This is a genomic window from Alteromonas sp. V450 (assembly GCF_001885075.1).
In the GTDB taxonomy this organism is placed as follows: domain Bacteria; phylum Pseudomonadota; class Gammaproteobacteria; order Enterobacterales; family Alteromonadaceae; genus Alteromonas.
On record NZ_MODU01000004.1, the window covers coordinates 4,016,286 to 4,042,874 of the forward strand.

At 44.6% G+C, this 26,589-nt stretch carries 21 protein-coding genes; 12 read left to right on the forward strand and 9 right to left on the reverse strand.

Annotated elements, in window-relative coordinates; all coding sequences use genetic code 11:
• Positions 1 to 10 precede the first annotated feature (10 nt).
• From BK026_RS17760 to BK026_RS17775, 4 genes are all read left to right on the forward strand, one after another.
• A complete protein-coding gene (locus tag BK026_RS17760) occupies positions 11 to 3,118 on the forward strand; it encodes an efflux RND transporter permease subunit (protein WP_071817038.1) in 3,108 nt (1,035 codons plus the stop codon).
• A 479-nt stretch (positions 3,119 to 3,597) separates the two neighbouring features.
• Positions 3,598 to 4,002, forward strand: coding sequence for a phosphate ABC transporter substrate-binding protein (locus BK026_RS17765; RefSeq protein ID WP_071817040.1), 405 nt, complete (start codon positions 3,598 to 3,600; stop codon positions 4,000 to 4,002).
• A 33-nt stretch (positions 4,003 to 4,035) separates the two neighbouring features.
• Complete coding sequence (locus tag BK026_RS17770) at positions 4,036 to 5,217, forward strand: topoisomerase IV (protein ID WP_071817042.1); 1,182 nt, start codon at positions 4,036 to 4,038, stop codon at positions 5,215 to 5,217.
• A 144-nt stretch (positions 5,218 to 5,361) separates the two neighbouring features.
• On the forward strand, positions 5,362 to 6,981 hold the full coding sequence (locus tag BK026_RS17775) for a methyl-accepting chemotaxis protein (protein ID WP_071817044.1): 1,620 nt from the start codon (positions 5,362 to 5,364) through the stop codon (positions 6,979 to 6,981).
• Between the two features lie 224 nt (positions 6,982 to 7,205).
• On the opposite strand, the gene rpoD is transcribed toward BK026_RS17775, so the two are convergent.
• The 4 genes from rpoD to rpsU form a co-directional block, all read right to left on the reverse strand.
• A complete protein-coding gene (rpoD, locus tag BK026_RS17780) occupies positions 7,206 to 9,038 on the reverse strand; it encodes an RNA polymerase sigma factor RpoD (RefSeq protein WP_071817759.1) in 1,833 nt (610 codons plus the stop codon).
• Between the two features lie 392 nt (positions 9,039 to 9,430).
• Complete coding sequence (dnaG, locus tag BK026_RS17785; protein WP_071817046.1) at positions 9,431 to 11,209, reverse strand: DNA primase; 1,779 nt, start codon at positions 11,207 to 11,209, stop codon at positions 9,431 to 9,433.
• 190 nt (positions 11,210 to 11,399) lie between these two features.
• Entirely contained in the window at positions 11,400 to 11,846 is a 447-nt protein-coding gene (locus BK026_RS17790; protein ID WP_071817048.1) for a GatB/YqeY domain-containing protein, read from the reverse strand.
• 228 nt (positions 11,847 to 12,074) lie between these two features.
• Entirely contained in the window at positions 12,075 to 12,290 is a 216-nt protein-coding gene (rpsU, locus tag BK026_RS17795) for a 30S ribosomal protein S21 (protein ID WP_012517258.1), read from the reverse strand.
• A gap of 522 nt (positions 12,291 to 12,812) precedes the next feature.
• Between rpsU and tsaD the strand changes: the two genes are divergently transcribed.
• On the forward strand, positions 12,813 to 13,838 hold the full coding sequence (gene tsaD, locus BK026_RS17800) for a tRNA (adenosine(37)-N6)-threonylcarbamoyltransferase complex transferase subunit TsaD (protein ID WP_071817050.1): 1,026 nt from the start codon (positions 12,813 to 12,815) through the stop codon (positions 13,836 to 13,838).
• 190 nt (positions 13,839 to 14,028) lie between these two features.
• Positions 14,029 to 15,345 (forward strand): ectonucleotide pyrophosphatase/phosphodiesterase, encoded by a 1,317-nt coding sequence (locus BK026_RS17805; protein ID WP_071817052.1) that lies wholly within the window; start codon positions 14,029 to 14,031, stop codon positions 15,343 to 15,345.
• On the opposite strand, the gene plsY is transcribed toward BK026_RS17805, so the two are convergent.
• Complete coding sequence (plsY, locus tag BK026_RS17810) at positions 15,335 to 15,937, reverse strand: glycerol-3-phosphate 1-O-acyltransferase PlsY (protein ID WP_071817054.1); 603 nt, start codon at positions 15,935 to 15,937, stop codon at positions 15,335 to 15,337. The genes BK026_RS17805 and plsY overlap by 11 nt on opposite strands.
• Positions 15,938 to 16,214: 277 nt before the next feature.
• On the opposite strand from plsY, the gene folB reads away from it, so the two are divergent.
• From folB to BK026_RS17830, 4 genes are all read left to right on the forward strand, one after another.
• Entirely contained in the window at positions 16,215 to 16,568 is a 354-nt protein-coding gene (gene folB, locus BK026_RS17815) for a dihydroneopterin aldolase (protein ID WP_071817760.1), read from the forward strand.
• The gene (gene folK / locus BK026_RS17820; RefSeq protein WP_071817055.1) at positions 16,568 to 17,062 is read left to right on the forward strand and encodes a 2-amino-4-hydroxy-6-hydroxymethyldihydropteridine diphosphokinase; all 495 of its coding nucleotides are present in this window, start codon (positions 16,568 to 16,570) and stop codon (positions 17,060 to 17,062) included. The genes folB and folK overlap by 1 nt, the downstream gene beginning before the upstream one ends.
• Positions 17,063 to 17,070: 8 nt before the next feature.
• A complete protein-coding gene (locus BK026_RS17825) occupies positions 17,071 to 17,871 on the forward strand; it encodes an undecaprenyl-diphosphate phosphatase (protein ID WP_071817761.1) in 801 nt (266 codons plus the stop codon).
• Between the two features lie 135 nt (positions 17,872 to 18,006).
• On the forward strand, positions 18,007 to 18,378 hold the full coding sequence (locus BK026_RS17830) for a histidine triad nucleotide-binding protein (protein ID WP_071817057.1): 372 nt from the start codon (positions 18,007 to 18,009) through the stop codon (positions 18,376 to 18,378).
• 99 nt (positions 18,379 to 18,477) lie between these two features.
• Here the strand turns inward: BK026_RS17830 and BK026_RS17835 are convergent, their stop codons facing one another.
• Positions 18,478 to 20,172, reverse strand: coding sequence for a Zn-dependent hydrolase (locus BK026_RS17835; RefSeq protein ID WP_071817059.1), 1,695 nt, complete (start codon positions 20,170 to 20,172; stop codon positions 18,478 to 18,480).
• A 443-nt stretch (positions 20,173 to 20,615) separates the two neighbouring features.
• On the opposite strand from BK026_RS17835, the gene BK026_RS17840 reads away from it, so the two are divergent.
• Positions 20,616 to 21,452 (forward strand): HDOD domain-containing protein, encoded by an 837-nt coding sequence (locus BK026_RS17840; protein ID WP_071817061.1) that lies wholly within the window; start codon positions 20,616 to 20,618, stop codon positions 21,450 to 21,452.
• A gap of 135 nt (positions 21,453 to 21,587) precedes the next feature.
• Here BK026_RS17840 and BK026_RS17845 read toward each other — a convergent pair whose 3' ends face one another.
• On the reverse strand, positions 21,588 to 22,781 hold the full coding sequence (locus tag BK026_RS17845; RefSeq protein WP_071817064.1) for a benzoate/H(+) symporter BenE family transporter: 1,194 nt from the start codon (positions 22,779 to 22,781) through the stop codon (positions 21,588 to 21,590).
• Positions 22,782 to 22,968: 187 nt separating this feature from the next.
• Between BK026_RS17845 and BK026_RS17850 the strand changes: the two genes are divergently transcribed.
• Entirely contained in the window at positions 22,969 to 23,532 is a 564-nt protein-coding gene (locus BK026_RS17850) for a helix-turn-helix domain-containing protein (protein WP_071817066.1), read from the forward strand.
• A 194-nt stretch (positions 23,533 to 23,726) separates the two neighbouring features.
• Here BK026_RS17850 and rdgC read toward each other — a convergent pair whose 3' ends face one another.
• Both rdgC and BK026_RS17860 read right to left on the reverse strand, forming a co-directional pair.
• Positions 23,727 to 24,638, reverse strand: a complete 912-nt coding sequence (gene rdgC / locus BK026_RS17855) for a recombination-associated protein RdgC (protein WP_071817762.1) — start codon at positions 24,636 to 24,638, stop codon at positions 23,727 to 23,729.
• A 114-nt stretch (positions 24,639 to 24,752) separates the two neighbouring features.
• The gene (locus tag BK026_RS17860; protein WP_071817068.1) at positions 24,753 to 26,486 is read right to left on the reverse strand and encodes a HAMP domain-containing sensor histidine kinase; all 1,734 of its coding nucleotides are present in this window, start codon (positions 26,484 to 26,486) and stop codon (positions 24,753 to 24,755) included.
• Positions 26,487 to 26,589: the final 103 nt, after the last annotated feature.

Sequence of the window (26,589 nt, forward strand, 5' to 3'; positions counted from 1 at the left end):
AACCGCTTCTATGTTGCTTTCAGACGTATCAGTAAAAAGGCCGGTATTTGCTACAGTAATGAACTTACTGTTAGTCATTTTTGGTGTTGTCGCGGTATCGATGCTTTCCCTGCGAGAATATCCTGATATCGATCCGCCCATCGTATCGGTGTCTACAACCTATACCGGTGCTTCAGCAAATATCGTGGAGACACGAATAACGCAGCTACTCGAAGACAGGATTTCAGGGATTGAAGGAATAAAAAATGTCACTTCAACCTCTCGTAATGGACGTTCTGACATTACCATTGAATTTAAATTATCGCGCAATATTGATGCTGCTGCCAACGATGTTCGAGAAAGAGTTAGTCGGGCGCTAAATAATTTACCCGATCAAGCAGACCCCCCTGAAGTTTCAAAAGCGAATTCTGATGAAAGTGCCGTTGTTTGGTACAACTTGAGAAGTACCAATCTCAATACGATGGAGTTAACAGATTATGCTGAACGGTTTTTGATTGACCGTCTTTCTATTGTTGATGGTGTTGCCAGAGTTCAAATTGGCGGTGGCCGGCGCTATGCCATGAAGGTATTTTTAGACAGGAATGCGATGGCAGCGCGGGGAATAACGGTTAGCGATGTTGAGCGAGTTATACGCGCTGAAAACGTTGAACTACCTGCGGGCGAAGTTGAATCCTTAGACCGAAATTTTGAGGTACGGGTTGCACGTACGTTTTTAACGCCCACAGATTTTGCTGCGCTAACCGTTGCCGTTGGTGACAATGGCTATCTAGTTCGCCTTGGTGAAATAGCGAATGTCGAGTTAACCGCGGAAGATGACGAGACTGAATTTCGGGGTGACGGCGTTAATATGATAGGGCTGGGGATCATTAAACAGTCTAAAGCTAATACATTAGATGTGGCCAGAGCCGCCAAAGCGCAAATTGAAAAAATAGAAGCGTCATTACCAGACAATATATTTATCGTACCAAGCTACGACTCATCAGTGTTTATAGAAGCATCTATTGACGAAGTATACGAAACGTTAGCTATCGCGATGATGATGGTAGTGATTGTTATCTATGTATTTTTAGGTAATGTTCGTGCAACCCTTATTCCGGCAGTGACTGTACCGGTATCAATTGTCGCTGCTTTTATCGTTATGTACGCCCTTGGCTTTTCTATCAACCTTCTTACGTTGCTCGCAATGGTACTCGCTATCGGGTTGGTAGTGGACGATGCAATCGTGGTACTAGAGAATATTTATCGTCGCATTGAAATGGGAGAGCCTCCCATGCTGGCGGCATATCGGGGGGCAAGAGAAGTTGGCTTTGCCGTTATTGCGACGACACTCGTGCTGATTTCTGTTTTTGTGCCTCTTGTTTTCCTTGAAGGCAATATTGGGCGCTTGTTCACCGAATTCGCGCTAGCAATTGCGGCAGCCGTTGCATTTTCGAGTTTCACGGCGTTGACTTTATCGCCAATGATGGCGTCTAAAATTCTTAAAAAGCGCAACCGGTCATCCGGATTTGGCAATTGGGTAGACAAACGCTTCTCTGCGCTTGAGGTGCGTTACTTCAATAGTTTGGGCAAAGCGCTCCATCAGCCTCTTTTAATGGTCGTTATGTTGACCATGGCAATTATTGCGGTAGTTCAACTATCCGACCGTGTACCCAGTGAGTTTGTACCAAAAGAAGATAGGGGCAACTTTTTCATTCTTATGAATGCACAAGAGGGGGCAAGTTTCGAAAGCAATGCTAAAAATTTGAAACAACTTGAAGATATACTGATGCCCTATCGTCAAAGCGGTAAAATAAACAGGCTTTTAGTTAGAACCCCTGGCTTTGGAGGGAACGCTGGTATTGCCATTGTCGGGGCTGCAGATTGGGATGAACGAGACTTTAGCACTTTTGCTTTGATGGACGAAATAAGTGCAAAGCTCAGCAACGTACCTGATGTCCGCGCGTTTGCGATAATGCGAAGCGGTATATCCGGGGGAGGCTTTGGCAGACCAGTTCAATTTGTTCTGCAAGGCGATACTTATGAGAACCTTGTTAAGTGGCGCGACATTGTCATTGAAAAAGCATCAGGTAATCCGGGGCTGCTACGCATAGATTCAGACTATAAAGAAACGTCTCCGCAACTGCTGGTTAATATAAATCGCGACCGTGCGGCAGACCTCGGCGTCTCAATTAGCGACATTGGAGGAACACTAGAAGTTATGCTTGGGCAACGCCGCGTGTCGACTTTCCTCGATAGAGGAGAAGAGTACGACGTTATCTTAGAAGGAATAGAGAACGATTTTAGAAGCCCCAATAGCATAGAAAACCTGTATGTACGCTCTGCGCGCACTGGCCAGCTAATTCCTATGGATAATCTCCTTACTTTTGAAGAACAGGCCACGTCCGCTCAGTTAAATCGCTACAACAGAATGCGCTCGATCACGATATCGGCGAATTTGGCAGAGGGCTACACGCTAGGACAGGCATTGGCGTATTTGGAGCAGATCGTCAAGACAGATTTACCTGACAACGTGTCGATAGATTACAAGGGAGAATCTCAGCTTTATCAAGAAGCGGGTAATTCATTTGTGTATGTTTTTCTACTTGCGTTAGCGGTGACATATCTCATTTTGGCAGCACAATTTGAAAGTTGGATCCACCCCTTAGTTATAATGCTTACTGTCCCTTTAGCGTTGGTTGGCGCTTACATTGGACTGTATTTTTCTAACATGACAATAAACATCTACAGCCAGATAGGGTTAGTTATGCTAATTGGACTGGCGGCTAAAAATGGCATTTTGATTGTCGAGTTTGCCAATCAACTTCGTGACACAGGGCTTGCGTTCGAAGAGGCTTTAAAGCGTGCCGCATCGCAGCGTTTAAGACCCATAGTGATGACTGGCTTCACCACTGTGTTCAGTGCACTTCCACTGGTCTTGGCGTCAGGCCCAGGCGCTGAGAGCCGCATGGTGATTGGTATGGTAATTTTTTCTGGCGTGCTTGTGTCTGCGTTCATGACATTGTACGTTGTGCCGGCGGCGTATAGCTGGTTAGCAAGAAACACGGGGTCGCCGCTTCGAAGAACGCAACAAATTGCAAACCTTGAACGCGAAATTCCTTATAAAAAAGGTGAGCCATAAGTGAAATTTTGCTTATTTGTTGAGCTGAATTCCCGTTGAATGGCCCTGCTGGGTGTTTTGAAAAGGTATGATTAGCGATACCTGTATATTGCTAATCATTCCTTTGATAAAAAGCTGTTGCAAACCTAGTATATTGAAATAAATAGTAATTTTTCACTTTTCTGCCATCTCCCAATTATCATGATTTTTTCATTTCAAGAAAATTAGTATGCATTAGACAATGGTATAGTTGTCACGCTTACTGCTTCCTCTACACTTCGCGCCGAATTTGGTATGCGGCATAAGTCATTAATTTCTAATGTTAAAAAAATTGATGGCAAATTGGCGATAATGGCATTTGTGACTAATACTTACAGCGTCGTAAAACGATGGGCTACACGGCACTAAAGTCGTAAGAAAGCCTTGGAGTTCGTTTTTTATATAACGTGTCGTTGAGCGACGGTGATTATTAATCACAATAGAATTTAGAGGAAACACTCATGAAGAAATGGATACTTGCAGCAGCATTGTGTTGCAACGTAGCTTTTGCTGAGGTAGCAGTCATCGTTCACCCTAGCAACACAGATAATCTGGATAAAGACAGTATTAGCCGGTTGTTTTTAAACAAAGCTAAAGCATTTCCTAGTGGAACCCAAGCCAAACCTCTCGCATTATCTGAAGGTGAGGCGGCAACAGAAGAATTCAACGGAAAGGTGTTGAATAAAACTGCGTCTCAGTTAACAGCATTTTGGTCAAAACTCGTGTTTACCGGAAAAGGTCAGCCACCTGAGTCAATGGGAAGCGACGCGGATGTCGTTGCTGCCGTTGCAAGCAATCCCAATGCAATTGGTTTTATCGATGCAAGCGCTGTGAATGACAGTGTGCGCGTGGTTGCGACTTTCTAAACTCCCATTATTCAAAGATTTTAAGGAACACGTATGAAAACCAAAATAGCACTCTTATCTTTGGCGAGCGCGTTGGCACTACCTGCTTTCGCAGATATCCAAGTAAACGGTTTTGCAAACTTAATTGGTGGCATGACGTTAGACGACGATGAATCTGTATACGGTTATGACAGTGATTTTGATTTTGAGCCGGCCAGTGTATTTGGTCTGCAGGTCCGTGGTGAAGTTAGCGACAAGCTTTCAGCAACGGCGCAGCTTGTAGGTCGTGGTAGCGAAGACTACGAAGTAGATTTCGAATGGGCGTACATGACATACGCGCTCAACAATAACGTTAACATCAGCGCTGGCCGCCTTCGTATGCCGTTATTTAAATATTCTGCATCACTTGATATTGGTTACTCTTATCATTGGTTAACGCCACCTGACTCAGTATACGGCATAGATTTCAATAACATTGACGGTGTTCGTGTCGACTATACAAATTATTCTGGAGACTGGGAATACGGCAGCCAGTTAACAATGGGTAAAGTAAAAGCAGACACCACAATCTCTGGAACACCTGCATTGCTTGAGCTTGAAAACGTTGTAGCCTTATCGTTTGAAGCAACTCGTGATTGGTTCAGTGCAAGAACCTTGTTTGCACGCGGCAAAACCACTGCAACTAATGAAGAGTTCGATACGTTTATCGGCGGTATGGCACAATTTGGTGCAGTCATCCCTGCTGCAGTAACGTCTGCATCTGGTTTTAGCGTTGATGGTGATACCGGAACGTTCTTTGAAATTGCCATGGACATCGACAAGTACGATTGGTTTGTGGGCGCTGAATATACGCATACCCAAGTTGATAATGCCGTAATAGCAGACAATGATGCTTGGTATGTTACTGCTGGTATGCGCTTCGGTAAGTTTACTCCGCATATTACCTACGAAGTTGAGGAAGCCGACAACGCAAACCAACTAGGTCTTGTAAGTGCATTGCCATCAACAATCACAACAGGTGATGCAGCAACCGACGCAACTTGGGCAGCTATTTACCAAGGCGCTGCAGGCATTGCTGCGCAACAAAAACTTGAAGTGTCAGCTGTAACTGTTGGATTGCGTTATGATGTTGAGCCAGGGTTTGCCGTTAAAACTGACGTAACATGGTATTCCGATGACTTGAACGGCGCTAACGATGCTACGTTGTTGAAAGTTGGTGTTAACTACACGTTCTAATACAACCAAATAAGGCTTCGGTTTAACTGCCGAGGCCTTTATTTTTATTAAAGATTTTCGTTATTTGGTAGATACATTACAATAAGACGGTATTTCAGAGCATTCTGAATGCAGTTACGCGAACAAAAAACAGTGAGATAGCCGATGAATTTCTTAAAAAAAATGCCCATTGCGACAAAGATATTTTTAATCCCAGGGATCGCAGCGCTTAGTTTTGTTATCTATCTACTCATCACTGTTTACACTGCCCTGAATAACGGCGCAACGCTCGAGAGGGTACAAGAAGTTCAGTTTCCAGCGCTTCAGCTATCTGCATCTACGCTCGTGGACATGCAAAAAGTAAGAGACACGCTTTCAAGCGCCGTTACAACCGGTGACCAAGATACGCTGACGGTAGCTAAAGAACTTGCAGAAGAAGCCAAAAATGGGCTGTCGAAAATATCATCAATAAGCCCGGAGTTCAGAGCGGAAATTTCGAGCATTTCATCGGGTTTTGATGATTATTTTAAGGTGGCATTCGACGTGTCGCAGTCCATGGTAGATGGCACCGCTGATTTCAGCAGACTAGGTGAATTATCTGCACAAATGAATAGCTCTTACGATGGCGTTATTGCATCGATGTCACGCTTTAGAGACGCTCAACAAGCAGCATTCGAAGAAGCATTCGAGAATACCGACAGTGCTAACACCTCGTTAATTAGTACAGGTGTCATCTTAGCCATTGTTGTTACCGTGCTGTTGTTTGCCACCGCAGTGCCCATAGTTCGCGGTATCAAGCAAAGCATTGACGATGTTGTTCGTTCGCTTAAAGATATTGCACAGGAAAATGGCGACCTCACGGTAAGGATAGAGACAAAAAGCGAAGATGAAATTGGTGAGTTGGTGTATTGGTTTAACCAGTTTATGGACAAGCTACAAGGCGTTGTTCGCGATGTCGTAGAAGCAAGTTTGCCACTGTCTAATCTTGCGCAAAACTTGCGTGGTGTGACTGAAGAGACACAGCGTACTATTGATGTACAGCAAACTTCTGCAACTAACGCGAAGCGCGCGGTAGACACTATGAGTGGCTCTGTAGATGGCGTGGCACATAGCGCTGCACAAGCGGCGAGTGACGCTAACGAAGCTACGTCTGCTGCCAGCGAAGGTCGCCAAATTGTTCAGCAGACGGTTACTAGCATCCAACAGCTTGCGGACAATGTGCGTGAAACCGCTGACGTAATCGCAAGACTTGAAGCGGATTCAAATAAAGTGGGTTCCGTGCTTGATGTAATTAAGGGTATCGCTGAACAGACTAACTTGTTAGCGCTTAACGCGGCCATTGAGGCAGCGCGGGCTGGCGAACAGGGCAGGGGATTTGCGGTTGTTGCCGATGAGGTGAGAACGCTAGCGTCTCGAACACAACAGTCAACGGAAGAAATTCAAAGCACCATTGAGCAACTTCAAAACGCAGCACACTCTGCGGTTGAGGTTATGGCTCGTGGTACAGAGCAAGCGTCAAACAGTGTAGAAACTGCAAACAAGGCGGGAAGTAGCCTAGAAACGATTACTAGTACTATCGGACGCATAAACCAAATGAACGAACAAATTGCTCACAACACTGAAGATCAGCGCACGGTAGCAGTTGATATTGTACGTCACGTTGATGAGATCCACGAGCGTACCGAGCAAACCGCAAACCGTTCGGGCGAACTGGGTACAATGTGTAACGAGCTGGCTGATCTGGCGCAGCACTTAGAATCCATAGCCAAGCAATTCAGAGTATAAGCGCTAGCTCTTCTTCAAAAAATGTTAAAAGCCTCCTACTGGAGGCTTTTTTGTGTCACCTTGATGTAGAACCACTACACCTGCACTACCACGCCGCGATCACGAACATGCTAACTCTCGCTGAAGGGGTAATGATCAATGCGGATTGGTATTATTAATAAACGGTAGACATAAAAAAATCCCCAGCAAGTGCTGGGGATTTTTAATTCGAAGCAATACTTCAATTATTCGTCTAAGAAGCTACGTAGCTGCTCAGAGCGGCTAGGGTGGCGAAGTTTACGAAGGGCCTTCGCTTCAATCTGACGAATACGCTCACGCGTTACGTCAAACTGCTTGCCTACTTCTTCTAGCGTGTGGTCGGTGTTCATATCGATACCAAAACGCATGCGAAGTACTTTAGCTTCACGGGCGGTCAAGCCTGCTAATACTTCCTGCGTTGCATCCTTCAAGCTACCGCCTGTTGCTGAATCGAGGGGCTGAATAATCGTGCTGTCCTCGATAAAGTCGCCAAGATGTGAATCTTCATCATCACCGATAGGCGTTTCCATCGAGATTGGCTCTTTAGCAATTTTAAGTACCTTACGAATTTTGTCTTCAGGCATTAGCATGCGCTCTGACAATTCTTCAGGTGTAGGCTCACGGCCCATTTCCTGAAGCATTTGGCGAGAGATACGGTTAAGCTTGTTGATTGTCTCAATCATGTGAACAGGGATACGGATAGTACGCGCCTGGTCAGCAATTGAACGAGTGATTGCCTGACGGATCCACCACGTTGCATAAGTTGAGAACTTATAGCCGCGACGGTATTCGAACTTATCAACCGCCTTCATTAGACCAATGTTACCTTCTTGAATAAGGTCGAGGAATTGAAGACCACGGTTGGTGTACTTTTTAGCAATTGAGATAACAAGACGTAAGTTAGCTTCAACCATTTCTTTCTTCGCTCGGCGTGCTTTTGCTTCACCGATTGACATGCGACGGTTGATGTCTTTAATGTCTGCAATTACTAAACCAGTTTCTTGTTCAACCTGGTTCATCTTGCTAATGCAACGCTCAATTTCTTCCTGGTTTACAGCAAGGTCTGCAGCGTAAGGTGCACTTGATTTAACCGCCTCATGAAGCCAAGCACTAGAGGTTTCGTTACCAGCGAAGGCCTTGATGAAGTCTTTCTTCGGCATTTTTGCGTTAACAACGCAGAACTTCATCACTAGACGCTCTTGAATACGCACCTTGTCCATCATTTCACGCATGTTTCTAACCATGCGATCGAACTGTTTTGGAACTAAGCGGAATTCTTTAAATACATCGCTTAATGCATTAATTTGCGCGCGCGAGTCGGCGTGAGCACGGCCTTTCTTCTCGATAACTTCACGAGTTTTCAGGTATTGTTCACGAAGCTCTGCGAAACGTTCGCGTGCCAATTCAGGGTCTACACCGCTGTCATCTTCATCGCTATCTTCGTCATCTTCATCGTCGTCTTCATCATCTAACTCTTCTTCAGATAATTCAGAACCAACGTGAGTTGCCGTTGGGGCAAGGTCTTGCTCATCATTAGGATCGACAAAGCCAGAGATGATGTCGCTCAAGCGAATCTCTTCAGCTTCGTAAAGATCCCACTGATCTAATAGATACGTGATGGCTTCTGGGTATTCTGCAACTGAACACTGTACTTGATTGATCCCATCTTCAATTCGCTTAGCGATTTCAATTTCGCCTTCACGAGTAAGAAGTTCAACCGTACCCATTTCACGCATGTACATGCGAACCGGGTCAGTCGTACGGCCAATTTCACTTTCTACAGTCGCGAGTGCTTGTGCTGCTGCTTCGGCAGCATCTTCATCAGCATTCGCTTCTTGCATGAGAAGTTCATCTGCATCAGGAGCTGATTCAGAGACTTGAATTCCCATGTCGTTAATCATGCGGATTATGTCTTCGATTTGATCAGAATCGACAATATCTTGCGGCAGGTGGTCGTTAACTTCTGCAAAGGTTAAGTAACCTTGCTCTTTACCTTTTGCAATCAGGAGTTTAATCTGAGACTGCTTGCTTTGCGCCATATAACCTACACTTCTCACATTCAATAAGTTTGCAATAGAAAAAGACAACATACGTAAATGTATGTTCCCCGTTCTGCTGTAGTTTTGCTTTGTATCACGGCCGTTAATGCTAAATGCCACGCTGGTCTTAACCATTATTTCGCGATGCACATCTGCTCGGGTTCGGTTCTGCCCGTTATGTTCGGCTATATCTTTGCTATTCGTGCTGCTCTATTTTTGTTCGCGTCAATGCGAATAAGACACGTTTAATCTGTGCCCGCAGCGAATTAGTCAGTATAGCAGAATATGCAGTGGTTTTACCAGATTGATGGCCGATTTTTTAGCCAGTAATATTTGCAAAAGCATAAGCCCCAACTTTGAAGGTTTAGGGGACTAAGTTACATCACAACAGGTTAACTTTTCTGCCTTTCCCTCATAAGCAGGTTCAATTCCTGTTTTTCCGCTTGTGTCAGCGGCTGAACCCGCGAGCGTGAAATTAAGGTTTCAATGCGGCTATCGAAATGCCCGTCCAGTAAGCGAGCGAAGCTGTCGTTATAAACCCGTTCAGCGTCCTCGTCTTTAACCAAGTGTTCTTGTAACAATAATTTCGCGATAGTAGAAGAATGGGGATGGTCGCGGAAATTTTCAACAAGCTGCGCGGTTTTTGCTTGTGGGTGACTTACACAATAGCGATGCACGTCGCGTAATAAATCCATGCCAGCAGCATTGCTGCCCGCGAAAATATCAATTTGTACATCTTCGCATAGTGTGGCTAATTCAGGTTTATCAAGTAGCAAGCGTATTAGCATGCGAAGGGGTGATAGTTTAGGCTTGTTTACTTGATTGCGATTCGGTGAATACGCTTGCTTCGAACCTTGATTGGCTTTGGTGATATCTTGCTGAAGTTTAAATCGATCGAATTCGCCGGTGTGCTTGGCTAATTCTTCCAACAACATTTGCTTTTGATCATCACCTAATGTGCTTTCAATAAGCGGCATTGCCGCTTTTTTAAGAGCAATTTTACCTTCTGGTGTACCGACATTATGCGTTTTTAACAAGTTTTCAAAAAAGAAGCGGGATAACGGCATAGCGTTATCTAATAATTCCATAAACGCATCTTTACCCACCTGACGCACCATAGTGTCGGGGTCTTCGCCATCGGGTAGAAATAAAAACGAAATTCGCACGCCGTCTTTTAGTGCGGGTAAGGCGTTTTCTAAGGCGCGCCAAGCCGCTTCACGGCCTGCGCGGTCACCGTCATAACAGCACACAATATGAGATGTGGCGCGAACCAGCATTTGAATATGTTCAGGCGTGGTAGCCGTGCCTAGCGCGGCAGTTGCAATATTAATATCGAACTGACTGAGCGCCACCACGTCCATGTAGCCCTCTACAACAACGACGGTATCTAAAGTTCGATTATTCTGACGTGCTGAGTAAAACCCAAAGAGTTCACTACCCTTATGGAAGATGCGGGTTTCTGGCGAGTTTAGATATTTTGGTCCGCCGTCATCTAATACCCGGCCGCCGAAACCTACTACACGACCCCGTTTGTCTCTAATAGGAAACATAATGCGGTCGCGAAAGAAGTCGTAGGTACGTCCTTGGTCGTTTTTATTGACCAGCTTTAAATCGACCAGTTGCTTGATGCGCTGTGGATCTTTGCCAAAGGTATTGAGCAGCGCGTCCCAACTATCTGGAGCGTAGCCAATTTCCCATTGTTTAACGATATCGCCGCTCAGTCCACGGTTCTTTAAATAGTCGATAGCTTTCTTACTATTACCGTTTTGACGTAACTGATGCTGGAAAAAACGAGCAACTTGCTCCATGACTGCGTAATCGTCTTGCTGTTGCTGCTTTTTCTCTTCGCTCATAGCAGGGCGACTGCCCTTTTCACGGGGCACTTCAAGTCCGTGATAGCGAGCAAGTTCCTCAATCGCTTCGACAAATTCTAAGCGGTCGAACTCCATAATAAACGAGATAGCATTGCCATGTGCACCACAGCCGAAGCAGTGATAAAACTGTTTGTCTTGACTAACCGTGAAAGATGGCGACTTTTCGTTGTGAAAAGGGCAGCATGCTTGATAGTTTTTACCTGCTTTTTTAAGTTTAACTCGGCTATCTACCACTTCTACCACATCGGTACGTGACAGCAGGTCGTCTATAAAATCGCGAGGTATCTTTCCAGCCATGAGGGTACTTTCAACAAGGGTTAGTTAAAAAAAGAATGAGAAACGCATGCGAAGTAATTACGCTTAAAACGACAAGTTACGACGCTGTGTAAACAGTAGAATACTGTAACAGGGAAGTGTAAAAATGAGAATAAGGAAGGTGTGGCATTACACACCTTCTATACGCTTCACTCTAAACCAAGTGCCATGCTTAAGCGTTCAAACGTGCCTTAATTTTCGCGCTTAATGCGCCCATGTCGGTGCGACCTTGAACCTTAGGTTTCAATGCACCCATTACTTTACCCATATCCTGCATACCCGATGCGCCGGTTGCTGTCATGGTTTCGTCGATAAGCGCATTTAGTTCATCGTCGGTCAAAGGCTGAGGTAAGAAGTCTTCAATGTACGTAATTTCTTCACGCTCTTTGCTGGCAAGGTCGTCGCGGTTTGCTGCGTCGTATTGTGCTGCGGCATCTTGGCGCTGCTTAACCATTTTGGTTAGCACCGCTAAGATTGCGCTATCGTCTAGCGTAATTTGTTCATCGATTTCTTTTTGTTTAATGGCAGCCATTGCCATACGAATAGTACCAAGACGTACTTTTTCTTTCGCGCGCATCGCATCTTTTTGCGCTGCTTTTAAATCATCAATTAGTGCCATGATGTTTCCTGATTTTTATTAGTTATACCAATCCGCATAGATCATTGCCCACTGAGAAAGTAATGATCTATGAGGAATAGTATTATGAAGCCCCAGGTTGAAAATCAAATGCAACCATTCGAATAGGAAAAAACCGCTCTGTTTTTCACGCCTCTCAAAAATAGAGGCCCAGAAACGCGAAAGGTGCTGCAATTGCAACACCTTTCAGACTCGTTACTTAACCCTATATTAGTAGAGTTTTACGCGACGTGCGTTTTCACGAGCTAGCTTCTTAAGATGACGCTTTTTAGCGGCAGCTTTCTTGCGCTTGCGTTCCCAAGTTGGCTTTTCGAAGAATTCACGACGACGAACTTCAGAAAGAACACCTGCTTTTTCACAAGAACGCTTAAAACGACGCAGCGCCACATCAAACGGCTCGTTTTCTCTAACTTTAACGATAGGCATTAAACACTCACCTCAAAACTTTTACTGTGTAAATCCGGGTAAAATTGTGCGCTAAAAAGGCCACCCGGGTTAAAAATGGTGCGAAATTCTAATCATATCTACAGAGAAAGTAAAGGATGAATTGCCAAAAAATAGCCAATATTGTGCATTTACCGTTCATTTACCCGTTCACTGGCATTCCATGAATGCAGGAATAAAGGTAAACTCTGCGCTCGTTAAGCACCGCGTTGTTTAACTCGGTATATATAAGCGCCCTTTTCAGAATGTTTTCTTGCTCATTTCCCTTTCGAAAAACGAAAGTGACCAAAAGAAACGAGCCAATGATCCTGAACAGGGTAGTGTTATGATCGCGGCGGGATCATAAAGATGATCGCACTAGATCGCCAGAATTATTTTCTCAGTTTTTGGAATTCGCTTAGTCATTGTGGCTCTCAACAAGTGTGTGAAAACCTGTTGTGATAAAAAGACGACAGTCATTTTAGAAACTAAGCATTGAAGTTAGTAGTAAAAGGGTTACTCCCCATGCGTATTTTAGGAATAGAAACATCTTGTGACGAAACTGGCATTGCCGTTTACGACGACGAAAAAGGGTTGTTGTCGCACGAACTATATAGTCAAGTAAAGCTGCACGCTGACTACGGTGGTGTTGTGCCTGAACTTGCGTCACGTGATCACGTGAGAAAGATCATTCCTTTAATTGAAAAGGCTATGGAAGACGCTAACACCGAGCCATCACAGATCGACGGCGTTGCTTTTACCCAAGGTCCGGGTCTAGTAGGGGCATTATTAGTTGGATCGTCGGTCGGGCGCTCATTAGCCTATGCGTGGAACGTACCTGCGGTGGGGGTTCATCATATGGAAGGGCATTTATTAGCGCCCATGCTTGAAGATGATGCGCCGGAGTTTCCTTTTGTTGCCTTGTTGGTATCGGGTGGTCACTCAATGCTGGTTAAAGTTGAAGGCATTGGTCAATACGAAGTACTTGGCGAATCTATTGATGATGCGGCAGGCGAGGCCTTTGATAAAACGGCGAAATTGTTGGGTCTTGATTACCCGGGCGGCCCACTATTAGCTAAGCTGGCTGAAAAGGGAGAAGCGGGACACTATAAATTTCCGCGTCCGATGACCGACAGGCCCGGGCTTGATTTCAGTTTTAGCGGTCTTAAAACCTTTGCGGCTAACACCATTCGCGATGCAGATCTCACAGGTGAAGATGCTGAACAAATAAAAGCGAACATTGCTTACGCATTTCAAGAGGCCGTGGTTGATACGCTGATCATAAAGTGTAAGCGAGCGTTAAAACAAACTGGTATGAAGCGTTTGGTGATTGCCGGAGGCGTAAGTGCAAATACAATGCTACGCAGTGAGATGAAAACCCTGATGCAAACGCTAAACGGCGAGGTGTTTTATCCCAGCTTAGCGTATTGTACGGACAACGGTGCCATGATTGCGTATGCGGGTATGCAGCGTTTGAAAGCAGGTGAAACGTTGGCCTTGTCTTCGCAGGCCAAACCGCGCTGGCCTCTTGATACGCTATCATCGATTTAGGTGTTTACTTGTAGTGTGGCAAGACACGGTAAAATACGGTGAATGGTACTTTGCCACTGCATGTTCATTAGGTAGATATTGAGCATAGCAAGCAGATAGAACCAAGATTTTAAAGGTTAAAGGCAATGGGAACGTCTTCCATTGCCTTTTGTTTTAATAAAATTAACACTCAGTAAGGACATAAGAAGGCATGCGCGTAACAACCAACGGAGCAAGACAAAAGGCACAATTATTACATGTTGTGATGTCGCTATTGATTTTCCTTTTTTCTACAGTGTTATCCGCGCCCAATGCATTTGCTTCGAGCAAAGTTCCGTTAAACGAATCAGCTAAATCACTGAGTCAAGACGGGCAGGACCAGTATGTCGTGCTTATCTCACTTGATGGGTTTCGTCACGACTATATCGAGTTACACAATGCACAACACTTAGGGGCCATTGCGAAAAAGGGGGTAAGGGCCTCGTCTATGACACCCGTTTATCCCTCAAATACCTTTCCTAACCATATTTCATTGGTCACCGGATTACTGCCAAAGCATCACGGTATTGTAAACAATCGCTTTTACGACAAATCTCGACCAACTAAAGACGGCTACGCGCAGTATCGATTGGGTTATGGAAAAATGGACAGTACCTGGTTAACGGCTACACCGCTTTGGAACTTGGTGGAATATCATGGCATGAAGGCTGCCACTTTCTTTTGGCCTGAATCGGATGCTCGTATATCAGGTATGTCACCGAGTTACTTTTATCACTACTCGAAATATGCTGATTACCAGATGCGTATTGATCAGATTGTTAATTGGTTGAAATTACCCGAGGTGTCGCGCCCTCGCTTTATTGCTGGTTACTTTTCACTTACTGATACTGTGGGTCATGATGAAGGGCCTTTGGCAGATAGAACGAATGATGCGGTACAGGAAGTGGATGCGCTTATCGGTCAATTATATGAGCGCATTAATGCACTAGATTTACCGGTAAACCTAGTCGTTGTATCGGATCACGGCATGACACCCATTGACGAAAACAAGCTTATTGACGTGGAGTCATTATCAATTCCTGAAAGCTTTGTTATTGAAAACGAAGGGGCCCAGGTTCATCTTTACGCCAGAGAAGGCGTAACTGATAAAGCAATTGCCAACGAGGCAACGCGTCTGACAAATATTGCTACAAACCGCTATGTTGTATTGAATGAAAAACAGCGTGCTGAGCGCCACATGGAAGTAGATGATAGAACCGGCGATATTATTATCGAAATAGCGCCGCCGGGCCGCTTTAAAAATGCCAACAGTATGCATGTAAGCAAAGGTGGGCATGGCTACATCAATACGTTGCCAGATATGGGAGCGACGTTTGTTGCAGTGGGGCCTGCGTTTAAAAGAAATATCACCTTACCGGTATTCAGCAACTTAGAGGTTTATCCCGCGCTTGCAAAGATACTTGGCATCTCGCCGATTACGCCCATCGACGGTAAGCTGAATGTGTTAGAACAAGCACTTACTCTTTAACTTTTCCTTTATCCCATACTTTACTTTCATTACCTGCTAGAAGGCGGGTAATGTTGTCTTTATGACGCAAAATGATAAGCAGCGAAAGCATTGCGACGGGAACGGTGTACAAAGGCTTGATTAAAAATGTGAATACAGGTGCAAGAGACACTGCTATAAGTGCACCTAGCGAGGAATAACCAGAAAGAAAAACCACCACTATCCAGCACATGACAAGCAGTGCTGCTAAATCGAGCCCAATTGGCAACATCGCTCCAAAGGCGGTCGCCACTGCCTTACCGCCCTTAAAGCCAAAATATAACGGAAATATGTGCCCTAAACAGGCTGAAATAGCAATGATGCCCAGGGGTATGGGGTCAATGCTTAAAAAATAGCTGCCGTATACGGGAATAGTGCCTTTCAAAATATCCATGACGAGCACAAGTAGCGCTGGTATACGACCGCCCAGACGATATACATTCGTAGCGCCGGGGTTCTTAGAGCCTGCAGTTCTAGGGTCCGGCAAACCAAATAACCGGCTTATAACAACCGCGCTTGAAAGTGAACCGAAAAGATAAGCAACGGCAATCATTAGGAGGGTAAGCGATATCATTGTTTCATTCTAATTATAAGACCGTTTGTACGACAATTACCTGTTGTTTTGCGGCAAGTCTCATGGGCGTATCAGGCAGGCGCTTGTCGCATTAAATTATAAAACCTTGGTTGCTCCAAGTTGTCATACAGCGGTATAGTTGTGCCACACAACGATAAGCTACTCCATCCAAACGCGATATACCACCGTTTAGCAAATTTTAATGCGTTTCGGCGCAGTAGTAAGACCAGTATCAGGTTATTGGGCTGGTCAGCAACATTACAAGATGAAGAAATCCATGGGAAAAATTTATATAACAGGGCTAGAGGTAGACACCCTGATTGGTGTTTACGATTGGGAGCGAGTAAAAACCACCCAATTGCTTCTTGATGTAACACTTGAAACTGATTTAAGCGCGGCGATGCAAAGCGACGATGTAGCTGACACTGTAGATTACGCTAAAGTAGCTGAATGCATTGTGCAAGTAGGCAAAGAAAGCACGTTCGAGCTACTTGAAGCCTTTGGTAGCAGAGTCATGGATACCGTGCTTGCCAATTTTTCGGTTACTGCTTTGACCCTCAAAATTGTCAAGCCAAATATTCTTCCTAATGCGCAAACAGTAGCTGTTGAAATGTATAAAGAGCGCACTTAATGTCTGAACATATCATTTTAATCAGCATTGGCTCTAACATAGAGCGAGAACACTATACCAGACAGTCACTTATCGCGTTAAAACAGCATTTTAATTCAGTAGCTGTCTCATCTGTTTATGAAAGCGAGGCCGTTGGTTTTAAAGGTAGCGCGTTCTACAACGCGGTAGCAAGCGCCAAAACAACGAAAAGTGTTGAAGAGGTCTGCGCAATCCTCAAAGCAATAGAAAAAGATAATGGCAGGGTTCACACCGATAAGAAATTTTGTGCCAGAACATTGGATCTCGATTTGCTGACCTACGACAACATTATCACCACATCACCTGTGGTGTTGCCCCGTGAAGAGATTTGCTTCAACGCTTTTGTGCTTTGGCCGCTAGCTGAGCTTGTGCCTCACCATATTCATCCAGAAACACAAACAACATATGCTCAAATGTGGCAAAACTTCGATAAACACAAACAGCAACTATGGCCAATTGACTTTACTTGGAGCTAAACAAAGGAATGACAATTTTTGAAATTATTATTCTAGCGATTATTCAGGGTATTACTGAATTTCTTCCTATCAGTAGCTCTGGGCACTTATTGTTGCCCGCCGAACTGTTTGGGTGGGTAAGTCAGGGCTTAGCTTTTGACGTAGCGGTTCATGTGGGAAGTCTGCTTGCGGTTATGATCTATTTTCGTCAAGAAATAGGTCAGATGACAGTGGCATGGCTAACGCAGGGGTTTAGCAAACAGCAATCTACCAATAGTAAACTCGCATGGTACGTTATTGTTGGAACTATTCCAGCTGTTGTAATTGGCTTTTTAATGAAAGGCTGGATAGAAGACAATGCACGCACAGCATTAGTAATAGCGGGTACCACGATTATTTTTGGTTTATTGCTATGGTACGCCGATACCACTGCAAAACGGGAGCAAGAGCTAGAAAGGCTAACGCTAAAGCAAGCCATTTATATTGGGCTAGCGCAAGTGTTGGCATTAATTCCGGGCACATCGCGCTCAGGTATAACCATGACAGCTGGCCTCATGTTAGGACTGACGCGTGAAGCATGCGCACGGTTTTCCTTCCTCTTATCTATTCCAGTTATTTTAGGGGCGGGATTGTTAGCAACACTTGACCTACTAAACGCGAACGAAGCGGTAGACTGGTATGCGCTACTCTATGGCGCGGCGTTTTCATTTGTAAGCGCCTACCTTTGCATTTATTTGTTTCTAAGCTGGATATCGCGAATAGGTATGCTGCCTTTTGTTATTTATCGTTTAGTATTGGGCGTAGTGCTCCTTTGGTTTGTGTTTGCTTAAGGAAAACACCAGGGGCGCAGATCTGCATATGAAATTTCGCACAAAGGCAGAATAGCTGTACTCAAATTTATACCTAGTTATCGTGCTACACGCTAACACAATTGTTCAACACCTCATTGGTAAGGGAAGTGAGACATGGCAGAAACAATATTTGATAAAATTATCAGCAGGGAGATTCCGGCGGATATTTTGTACGAAGATGAACTGGCGCTGGCGTTCAAAGACATAAACCCTCAGGCACCTACTCACTTTTTGGTTATTCCTAAAAAGCAAATTGCAACGGTAAACGACATTGCTGAAGAAGATCGCGAAGTGGTAGGACACTTGTCATTTGTTGCTGCCAAAATTGCCAAGGAGCACGGCTTTGCCGACCAAGGCTTTCGTACCGTGATGAATTGCAATGAATATGGCGGTCAAACGGTCTATCACATTCATCTTCACGTATTAGCAGGTAAGCCTTTGGGCTGGCCTCCTTACACGGAAAACATGAAGCAACACGTAGAGTAACGTTTTCGCTTTAAGATAAAAAATGCCGCCCTTTATTCAAAGGGCGGCATTTTTATTTACGCTGCAGCTAAATGAGATAAATAAGTGAAATCGAATGGCTTATTCAGTAAGCCCTAGCACTTTCTTACCTTGGTTAAAGTGAATATCAACAGGAATGCTTGCCGCCTCTAAGCGCGCTAGATCTGACCCAAGATCAGGCTTAATTACACCCATAGATTCAACAAGTTCTGCCACGCCTTCGTAATTACCGTCGCCTTGCAGTGTAAGAATGAGTTCAGATAGCGCTTCTACTGCGGCGCCCATTTTCTGCATATTTACGCGATACATGCCATCTTCAGTCTTCTCAAACGCGCCTTGCTGGGCGAAGAAGTTAAAGCGGATCATGTTCGCTTTTCCGTGTGCAGAGCTTGCGCCGAAACGCACAGAGCGGAAAATGCCTGCCATGAAGGTAACGTAATAATCTTCTAGCGTACCTTCTGTAATTTCGCCTTTCTCAAGTAGGCTTTGCACCATGTACAAACCTAAAATATCTGCTTTGCCTTCTTCAAGGGCAGAAGCATGTTCTTTGAGTGCGCCGCGCACGGTATCCGAACCGTCTAGGGTATTTTTAATGCCAAGGCCGTGGGCCACTTCGTGAAACATGGTGTTTGCGAAAAAGGCGTCGAACGTAATGTGTTTACGTTGCTCTGGTACAATTAACGTATCCGCAATGGGCACTAAAATAGTATCAAATTTTGCGCGCATAGCGTTTTTAAGCTGAAGTCGGCGTGTCCCTTTTTCTAGCTGCACGCGTTCGTCATTTGGCAAGTTAATGGCAATGGTTTTACTGCCGGCATTAGAATGGCCGGCATAGTAGATAACATCATAAGCGTTTAGATCTGCATCAGAACCCGGCATTTCTGCTTTATATGCCTCAGCAATCGGAAGGCCCTGCTGTAATTCAGGCAAGAAAGCCGCGTACTTGGCAAGCTTTTCACTCCAGGCTAAATCTTTAATAAGCACATAGGCTTCGAACGCTGCGCGATAGCCGTAGAGCTGGTCTTCATAGCTTTCAATAGGGCCAATAACTAACTCAACAGGGTTAGTTTTCATATCCATCCAAGCCATGTCAGAAGCTAGGTAATCGTTCGATAATAACGCTTCCGAACGCAGCTGTAAGTATTGTTTAAAACTTTCATCTTCAGCCAGTTCAGACGCTTTCTTAAGCAAGTCAGATGCCTTCATTAATTCGCTTTTAAACGCTTCAGAGTAAGGCACTGAATAGAGATTGCCCGCGTCATCGCGTTTTACCATAGAATACAACCCTTGCTTGTCGGCAAAGTCAGCCGTGGCAAATTCTTCCTTCTCCATATCGTGAGGATAAAATTCAGCGCCCGGAGTTTTGTCTGCATAACCGCTGATAAACGGTGTATCGCCGTTAAGGCGATCCCATGGTCCGTAGTTTATTGCGGCAAAGTGACGAACTTTTTCGTCGTTTATTGAAGAAAGAAAAGCATCTTTATCTTCAAAAAAGGCCTGTTTCCAAAACAGATCGTCCATAATTTTTGACGCATCTATTAGCAACGAAAGCATTTTGTGTTGATTGTCACTAAGGTGTGATAAATCACTGGTAAGATCTACACCGTGATAAATAGACAAGCGGGACTCGTCTACGAGCAAGGTTTGTGCTGTATCGGTCTCTGTCTTTGCCGTTTGAGTTGGCGTTGTATCGGCGCTTTTGCTACACGCAGTCAGCATTACTAGCCCTGCTACTGCCGCAGCAATAGGAGAGTATGTTGAAATCGTTTTTTTCATAATGATTTTTACCGTGTCGTTTAATTGTTTTTCTACAGTAGTAGGTGCGGTGATAGAAGGCTCACTATAGCTATGCTTTTGATTTAATACAAAAGTATGAAAATAATTTGTTTAATATCAATAGTGGTTTGCTACTAGTTGTCTATACTTTTAAGAAGCTCTAGTGCTTTAGCCGTTTGTGTTTATTCGTACTGAGGCTGCCTTTTTTAGTTGGTCGAAACTTAAGAGCTACTATAGTATGGTGATAGAAATACCATTATAAAACAATAAACGGTTTGTATTTTAGCGTTAAGCATAGAAGCCTATGCAAATGAACGCAGGGAATGCAACGCATGAACACTGTGTTGATTTAGCGCATTGTAATGTCAGATGCCTAAATGAATAACGGGTAACGCAACCTATTGCCTTATCAAGGCTATTTGGAACTTTCTAAGGGTAGAAATATGTCTACACAGAACGCGCTTTCAACCATCTTGGTTGAAAAAATAAATAATGACACGCTGGTCCTTCCTACACTTCCTGCTATTGCATTGAAAGTCCGTAAAGCAGCAGATGATCCCGACATTAACTTGAACGCGATGGGTGATGTCATTGGTCAAGATCCATCACTAAGCGCAAGAATGATAAAAATTGCAAACAGCGCCTACATGGGGCGAAGCGTAAAAGTGTCGTCCATCAGCCAAGCGGTGACACGAATTGGCTTACGCCAAATTAAGAATATTTCTACTGCACTTGCTATGGAGCAGTTGTTTGTATCCAAAAACGATATTGTGGCACGCTATCTTCAACAGGAGTGGGCCAATACGGTTAATATTGTTGCTAACTCCATGGCAGTACTACAAGTTTATATTGCGCGCACGAAGAAGCGCGAAATGAGCATGGATACGATGACGCTTGCGGCGCTTGTTCACAATATCGGTGTACTTCCCATTCTTACAGAGGCCGAGCGCCATCCGGAAGTGTTTGCAAACCCTTCATTTTTAGAGGTTGCCATTGATAAACTGGCGGGCCGCATCGGCGCGAGTATCATGAACGAGTGGGGCTTTGGTGACACATTTGCGAACGTTGCACAGAACTGGAAAGATTTGAGTTACATGCCAGAAACCTTGTCATATATCGACTTCGTTCGTGTGGGAGCGGCTATTTCAGGCGCCTGTAACAGCCAAAAAGATGCTATTCTCAACTTAGCTATGCAGCGCGGTGTTGTTGAAGACATGGGCGAGCTTCACTCTGACGAGTTTGAAGAATTAGCCAGCGCAGCGAAACAAATATTCATGTAAGTGACTTAGCATGTAAGCTACGCCTAGCGACATATCAATATGAGGCCGATACAGAAGTGAACCTTCAAAACGTATCGGCCTTTTTTTGTTGACTAAAGTGAGCAATTATTTATGCGAATTGTTATCAAAAAAGCATCACTTCGGGTGAGCCGGTTTCTTTTGAACCAAAAGCAATAATAAACCTAGCCCCAATCCCCACACGGCGGATGTCATAGAAAATAAGCTAAACCCTGACGCAGTACACAGCATGGTAAGCAGTGCAGCGCCTCTGTGATGTTCAATTTCCATAGCCCGCACCACCGCCCCTTGCAGCGTGGCTAAAAGTGCAAGCCCTGCAAGCAGGTGAATCATGATACGGGGCATATTAACAAACAACGCCACGACAGTAGATGCGAGTAGTCCCATCAATAAATACGCTACGCCTGCTGCAATAGCAGCTTTATAGCGTTGTGACTTTTCTTTATCCGCTTGTTCACCCATGCACAATGCCGCCGTTATTGCCGCTAAGTTAAAGGTGAAACCGCCAAATGGCGCTAAGAACCCTTGTACAATGGCGATGCCTGATAAAATTGGTTTGTGATCAGGCGTGTAACCGTGGGCATGATGAATAGCAATGCCTGGCAAGTTCTGAGAAAGCGTGGTGATAAGAAAAAGTGGAAATGCCAGTCCAAGGGCAGCACTAAAAGAGAACGTGGGCATTACCCAAATGGGCTCGGGTAGAGCGAATAATGATGACAGCCCTGCTGAATCATTTTGTAAAGCAACAACACCGTTTGCATTGCTCATAAACACACTGACGACCACTGACATGACCAGCAATATCAGCATCAGATAATGGGGGAACAGTCGGCTTCCTACCAAATAAACCGCGATAAAAAACGCCACCAAGTAGGGGGCTTCATTAACATCGCTGAATATTGCAAGGCATATGGGCAAAAGAATACCGGCCAAAAGGGCAGATGAAATAGCCGGAGGAATTCGACTTATCTGTTTAAGCAGACTTCGGCTTTGCGCTGTTATAAGAGAGAACAAGGCGCAAAGTATAAACGCACCAATAGCTTCACTTAAACGGTAGTCACCTATACTGGTTAACAAAAAAGCCGCACCAGGCGTAGACCAGGCGGTAACAACCGGTAATTTGGATAGCCACGAAAACAGAATACAGGTAATACCCATGCCTAGACCAAGGGCGAATAACCAGCTTATTACCATGTCATCGCTAGCGCCAGCTTCGCGCGCTACATCAATGATAATTACAACCGAACTACTGTAACCTACCGTAACGGCGGTAAGCCCTGCGCTGATATGACTTAACTTCCATTTGCTCATGAAAACCCTCGTGATGGCATTTCGAATGGGTAACGACTGAGCGATAAAAACACGCTTTCAGTGTTTATCGAGTGTGCTACTCTACCTTTCTGTGCGCTATAACGTACAATGGGTAACTTATCATTTGTGCGTTATAGCGCACAACTGCTTTATTAATATCAGCGACTAAATAAAAGGCCTTCATTTCATGGCAAAAGCAAATGCGCAGCCTTCTGCTATTTCAAGAAGTATTGCACAGCACCTGCAGTCTGTTCGTAAAGCTAGAGGACTTTCCCTTGATAAAACCGCCCAATTGACGGGCGTGTCTAAGGCCATGTTAGGGCAAATTGAGCGAGGCGAATCTAGTCCTACAATTGCGACATTGTGGAAAATAGCCACGGGTCTTGCGTGTTCTTTTTCTTCATTCTTATCTGGCGATGAAACCGCCCCTACGGCTCAACGTGCCGATAACAAGTTCGCTAACGACCCAAACGTAACCATTAAAACGCTATTTCCTTATAACTCAGCTACCCAGTTTGAAATGTTTGAACTATGCCTAACAGACTTGCATGAGCAGCACTCTTCGGCGCACCAAATAGGCGTAACGGAACATATTCACGTAGTACAGGGAAAGTTGGGAGTTTTGCAAGATGGCCAGTGGAAAATTTATCAGGCGCAAGAGCAATGTATATTGCGCGCAGATCAGCCCCACGGTTATCGAGACGAAGTAGGAGAGACGCGCTTTGTTGTAGTGATTCACTATCCCGCTTGAACTTAAAGCGGCTTGGCTACTTTTCTTTAAAAGCCAGAAAGACGTTTCGCTAAAAGTTGGTTGCCAGTTCAAATGAGCTAGTTAAAAAATACTTCAATGATCCTGACTAAAAGCCTAACTACCCAAAGGTAATTAGGCTTTTCGACAACTCTAGGTTATCTTTCTTATTGGCTTATTACTTACTTGCCGCTCGCTTATAAGCTTTCTTCGTTAAGATTAAGCGCTCCACGAAGGAAGTTAAGCAGTGTACAAATTTCGGCTGACATGAGTGCAAATTCGGCATCTAGGCGAGCTTCAACCTGATCTTTTGGCACATCGTCAGTTTCTTCTTTAATGCGGTCGGTGAACTTAATGCGTTTAATGGCACCATCTTCACACATAATAGCCGTTAGCGTTTCTGCATATTCGAACGCAACCTTTTGAACCAGCTTACCCGCATCTAAGTGAATACTGATTTCTTCGCTATCAAGCGGCTGGTTCTTACAGCGAATAACACTGCCTGTGTCGTCGGTAGATTTAAGTTCAGCTTCTTCAAGTAGCCCAACGCCTTCTGGTGTTGACTCAGTAACCCAATGCGTAAGTTCGCTTTGAAGACTTCTACGCGTAAAGGGAACAACCGGCAGTGAGCCAATCGCTTTTCTTACCATGGCCAAAAAGGCTTCGGCTTTGCCGTCAGATGATGCATCAACCACGACTAAGTTATCAGCAAGTGAGATAAAACCGTGGGTGTAGGTATTTTTCGTAAAGGCTTGTGGCAGTAAGCGTGTTTGAATTTCTTGCTTAAGGTCAGCCTTGGCTTTTTTACCTACAGGCGAGCCCGTTTCCATTTCAATTTTAGCCACCATCTCGTCAAGTTCGGCATTTACCACCGCACCAGGCAAGATTTTTTCTTGTTTTTTTAGCGTTATCCAAAAGCGCTGTTGAACAACATGAAACATGGTACCGTGCTTACCTGCCTGAGAAAAAGGGGAAGCAAACCCCATGGTTGCTAGGTCTTGGTTGCCACAAGGTCGAAAAGCATGCTCGTTAAGTGCGCGCTCTAAGTCGCCCTCGTCTAGCGATAAAGGCTGAGTAATTTGATAGGCTTTTACATTCTTAAACCACATAGTGTAAGCAATCTCTTGATAAAAACAGGGCGCAAGCGTACCAACGTAACACTTGCGGTGCAATTGAATAAAAGGGAAGCCAGTAAGTTATCGTTACCTTCGTTCAGCTCTGGGCTATGAGGAATGATTTGCCGGAAACTTAATGTTGTAAGTGAGACCTTTACCTGGCTCTGACTCTGCGTCTATATGTCCATTGAGTGACTGGGTAACTAAGTTATACATAATATGAGTGCCGAGCCCACAGCCGCCTGCACTGCGCTTTGTTGTGTAGAAAGCATCGAATAGTTTTTCAAGCTCTTCCTCAGTTAACCCGCGCCCATTGTCGTTATATCGCATGACAATATCGTCACCTTCACGTTTAACGTTTAGCGAAATAACACCAGAGTTATCATCCTCAAATCCGTGGGTAATTGAGTTGACCACCATGTTAGTAACAATCTGAGCGATGGCCCCTGGTGCACAGGTCACTACAATATCATTAGGGCAAACGACCTCGATATCGTGCTTAGTATGTTTAAAGCTTGGTTTAAGCGACTGGATAACTTCATTGATGTAATCGCAAAGTACGATTTCTCTGATACTCTCACTTGCCTGGTCAACAGCAACTTGTTTAAAGCTAGCTATAAGGTCTGAGGCGCGCTCTAAATTATTGAGCAGCAGGTTGGTCGTTTGTTCTGCTTCGTCGATAAAACTTGCCATGTTTTTGGTGGTTAAACTTTTGTCTTCAAAATCTGCTTTAAGATTGTTCAGTCGTTCTTGTAAAAAGCTCGCTGCAGTTACGCTCACGCCCAGTGGGGTATTAACATCATGGGTGATACCGGCAACCAAGCCACCAAGTGAGGCCATGCGCTCTGATTCTAGCAGTTGTTCCTGAGCCTGATTGAGTGTGTTCATGGAATCTGCCAATTCTTGGTTTCGTTTTCGAAGTTCAGATTCTATGTACTGTCGATTTTCATTTTCCTGCCGTAACTCTCGTTGATGGGCAATCAACTCGTCTTTTTGCTGCTCTAGGTCGAGCATTATTTGGGAGAGTGACGCTGTCTTCTTTGCGACTTCTTGCTCTAATATTAAGTTGTGGTCATCCAGTTTTGTATTTGCCAGTTTCAGCTCGCTCTGCGTTGCTTTTAGCTTGTTATTTGAGTCAATGAGGTCATCGATAACGTGATTGTATGATTCTTTTAGTTGGAGTAGTTCGTTATCGTCGTCTATTTGTGTGGTGAGCTTACTTTCTTCGGGGCGGCTTGGGTCAAAGCTTTCCATTTGATCAGCCATTCGCTGCAAGGGCTCTGACAGCATGGTTCTAAATGCTGTCATAAATAGGAAGACCAAAAATGCCGTTTTGACGATGGCATTGCCTATAAGAAAGGCGATCCCTACTTCAATACGGCTGAGTATTGTTTCATAGCTTGAATACAGCGTAACGTCGCCTACCGTAGACTCGCGGCCAGAAAATTTAAATATTAGCGGAAAGCTATAGCTAAAAACGCCTGCAGGATGGTTTTCAACGGTTTCTTTATTAATTGGGGACGGAGAGCGTGCCACTCGAACACCGAACTCGGCAATAAAATTGCCATTTTCGCCACGTACTTGCACTCCTTCAACAATAGGCAGTGCCACTAATCCTTCGGCAATTGCGCGTACTTGGTCGTCGTTAATTTCCCAAAGTGCTTGTGTTAGGCTAGATGAAAACGTGTTTTTCAGCGTTTTTAGTTCGCTCTCAACGTGGCTTTTCGTGCTCAGGTACTCGGTAAATATCTGTCCTAGCGTAACGATTAATGTGAGGGCAAAGTAGACTGAGAGTACTCTGGCAAGTAGCTTCCTTGATAAACCTGTTTTGACCGCCGCCATTGATAAGTACGCTCCTGTTCACAATTCAATCCAAGAATATGCGCAATTATATTAATAAACAAGGTTATAAGGTTAATCTTTAGACTGGCTTGATGGAAGTCAT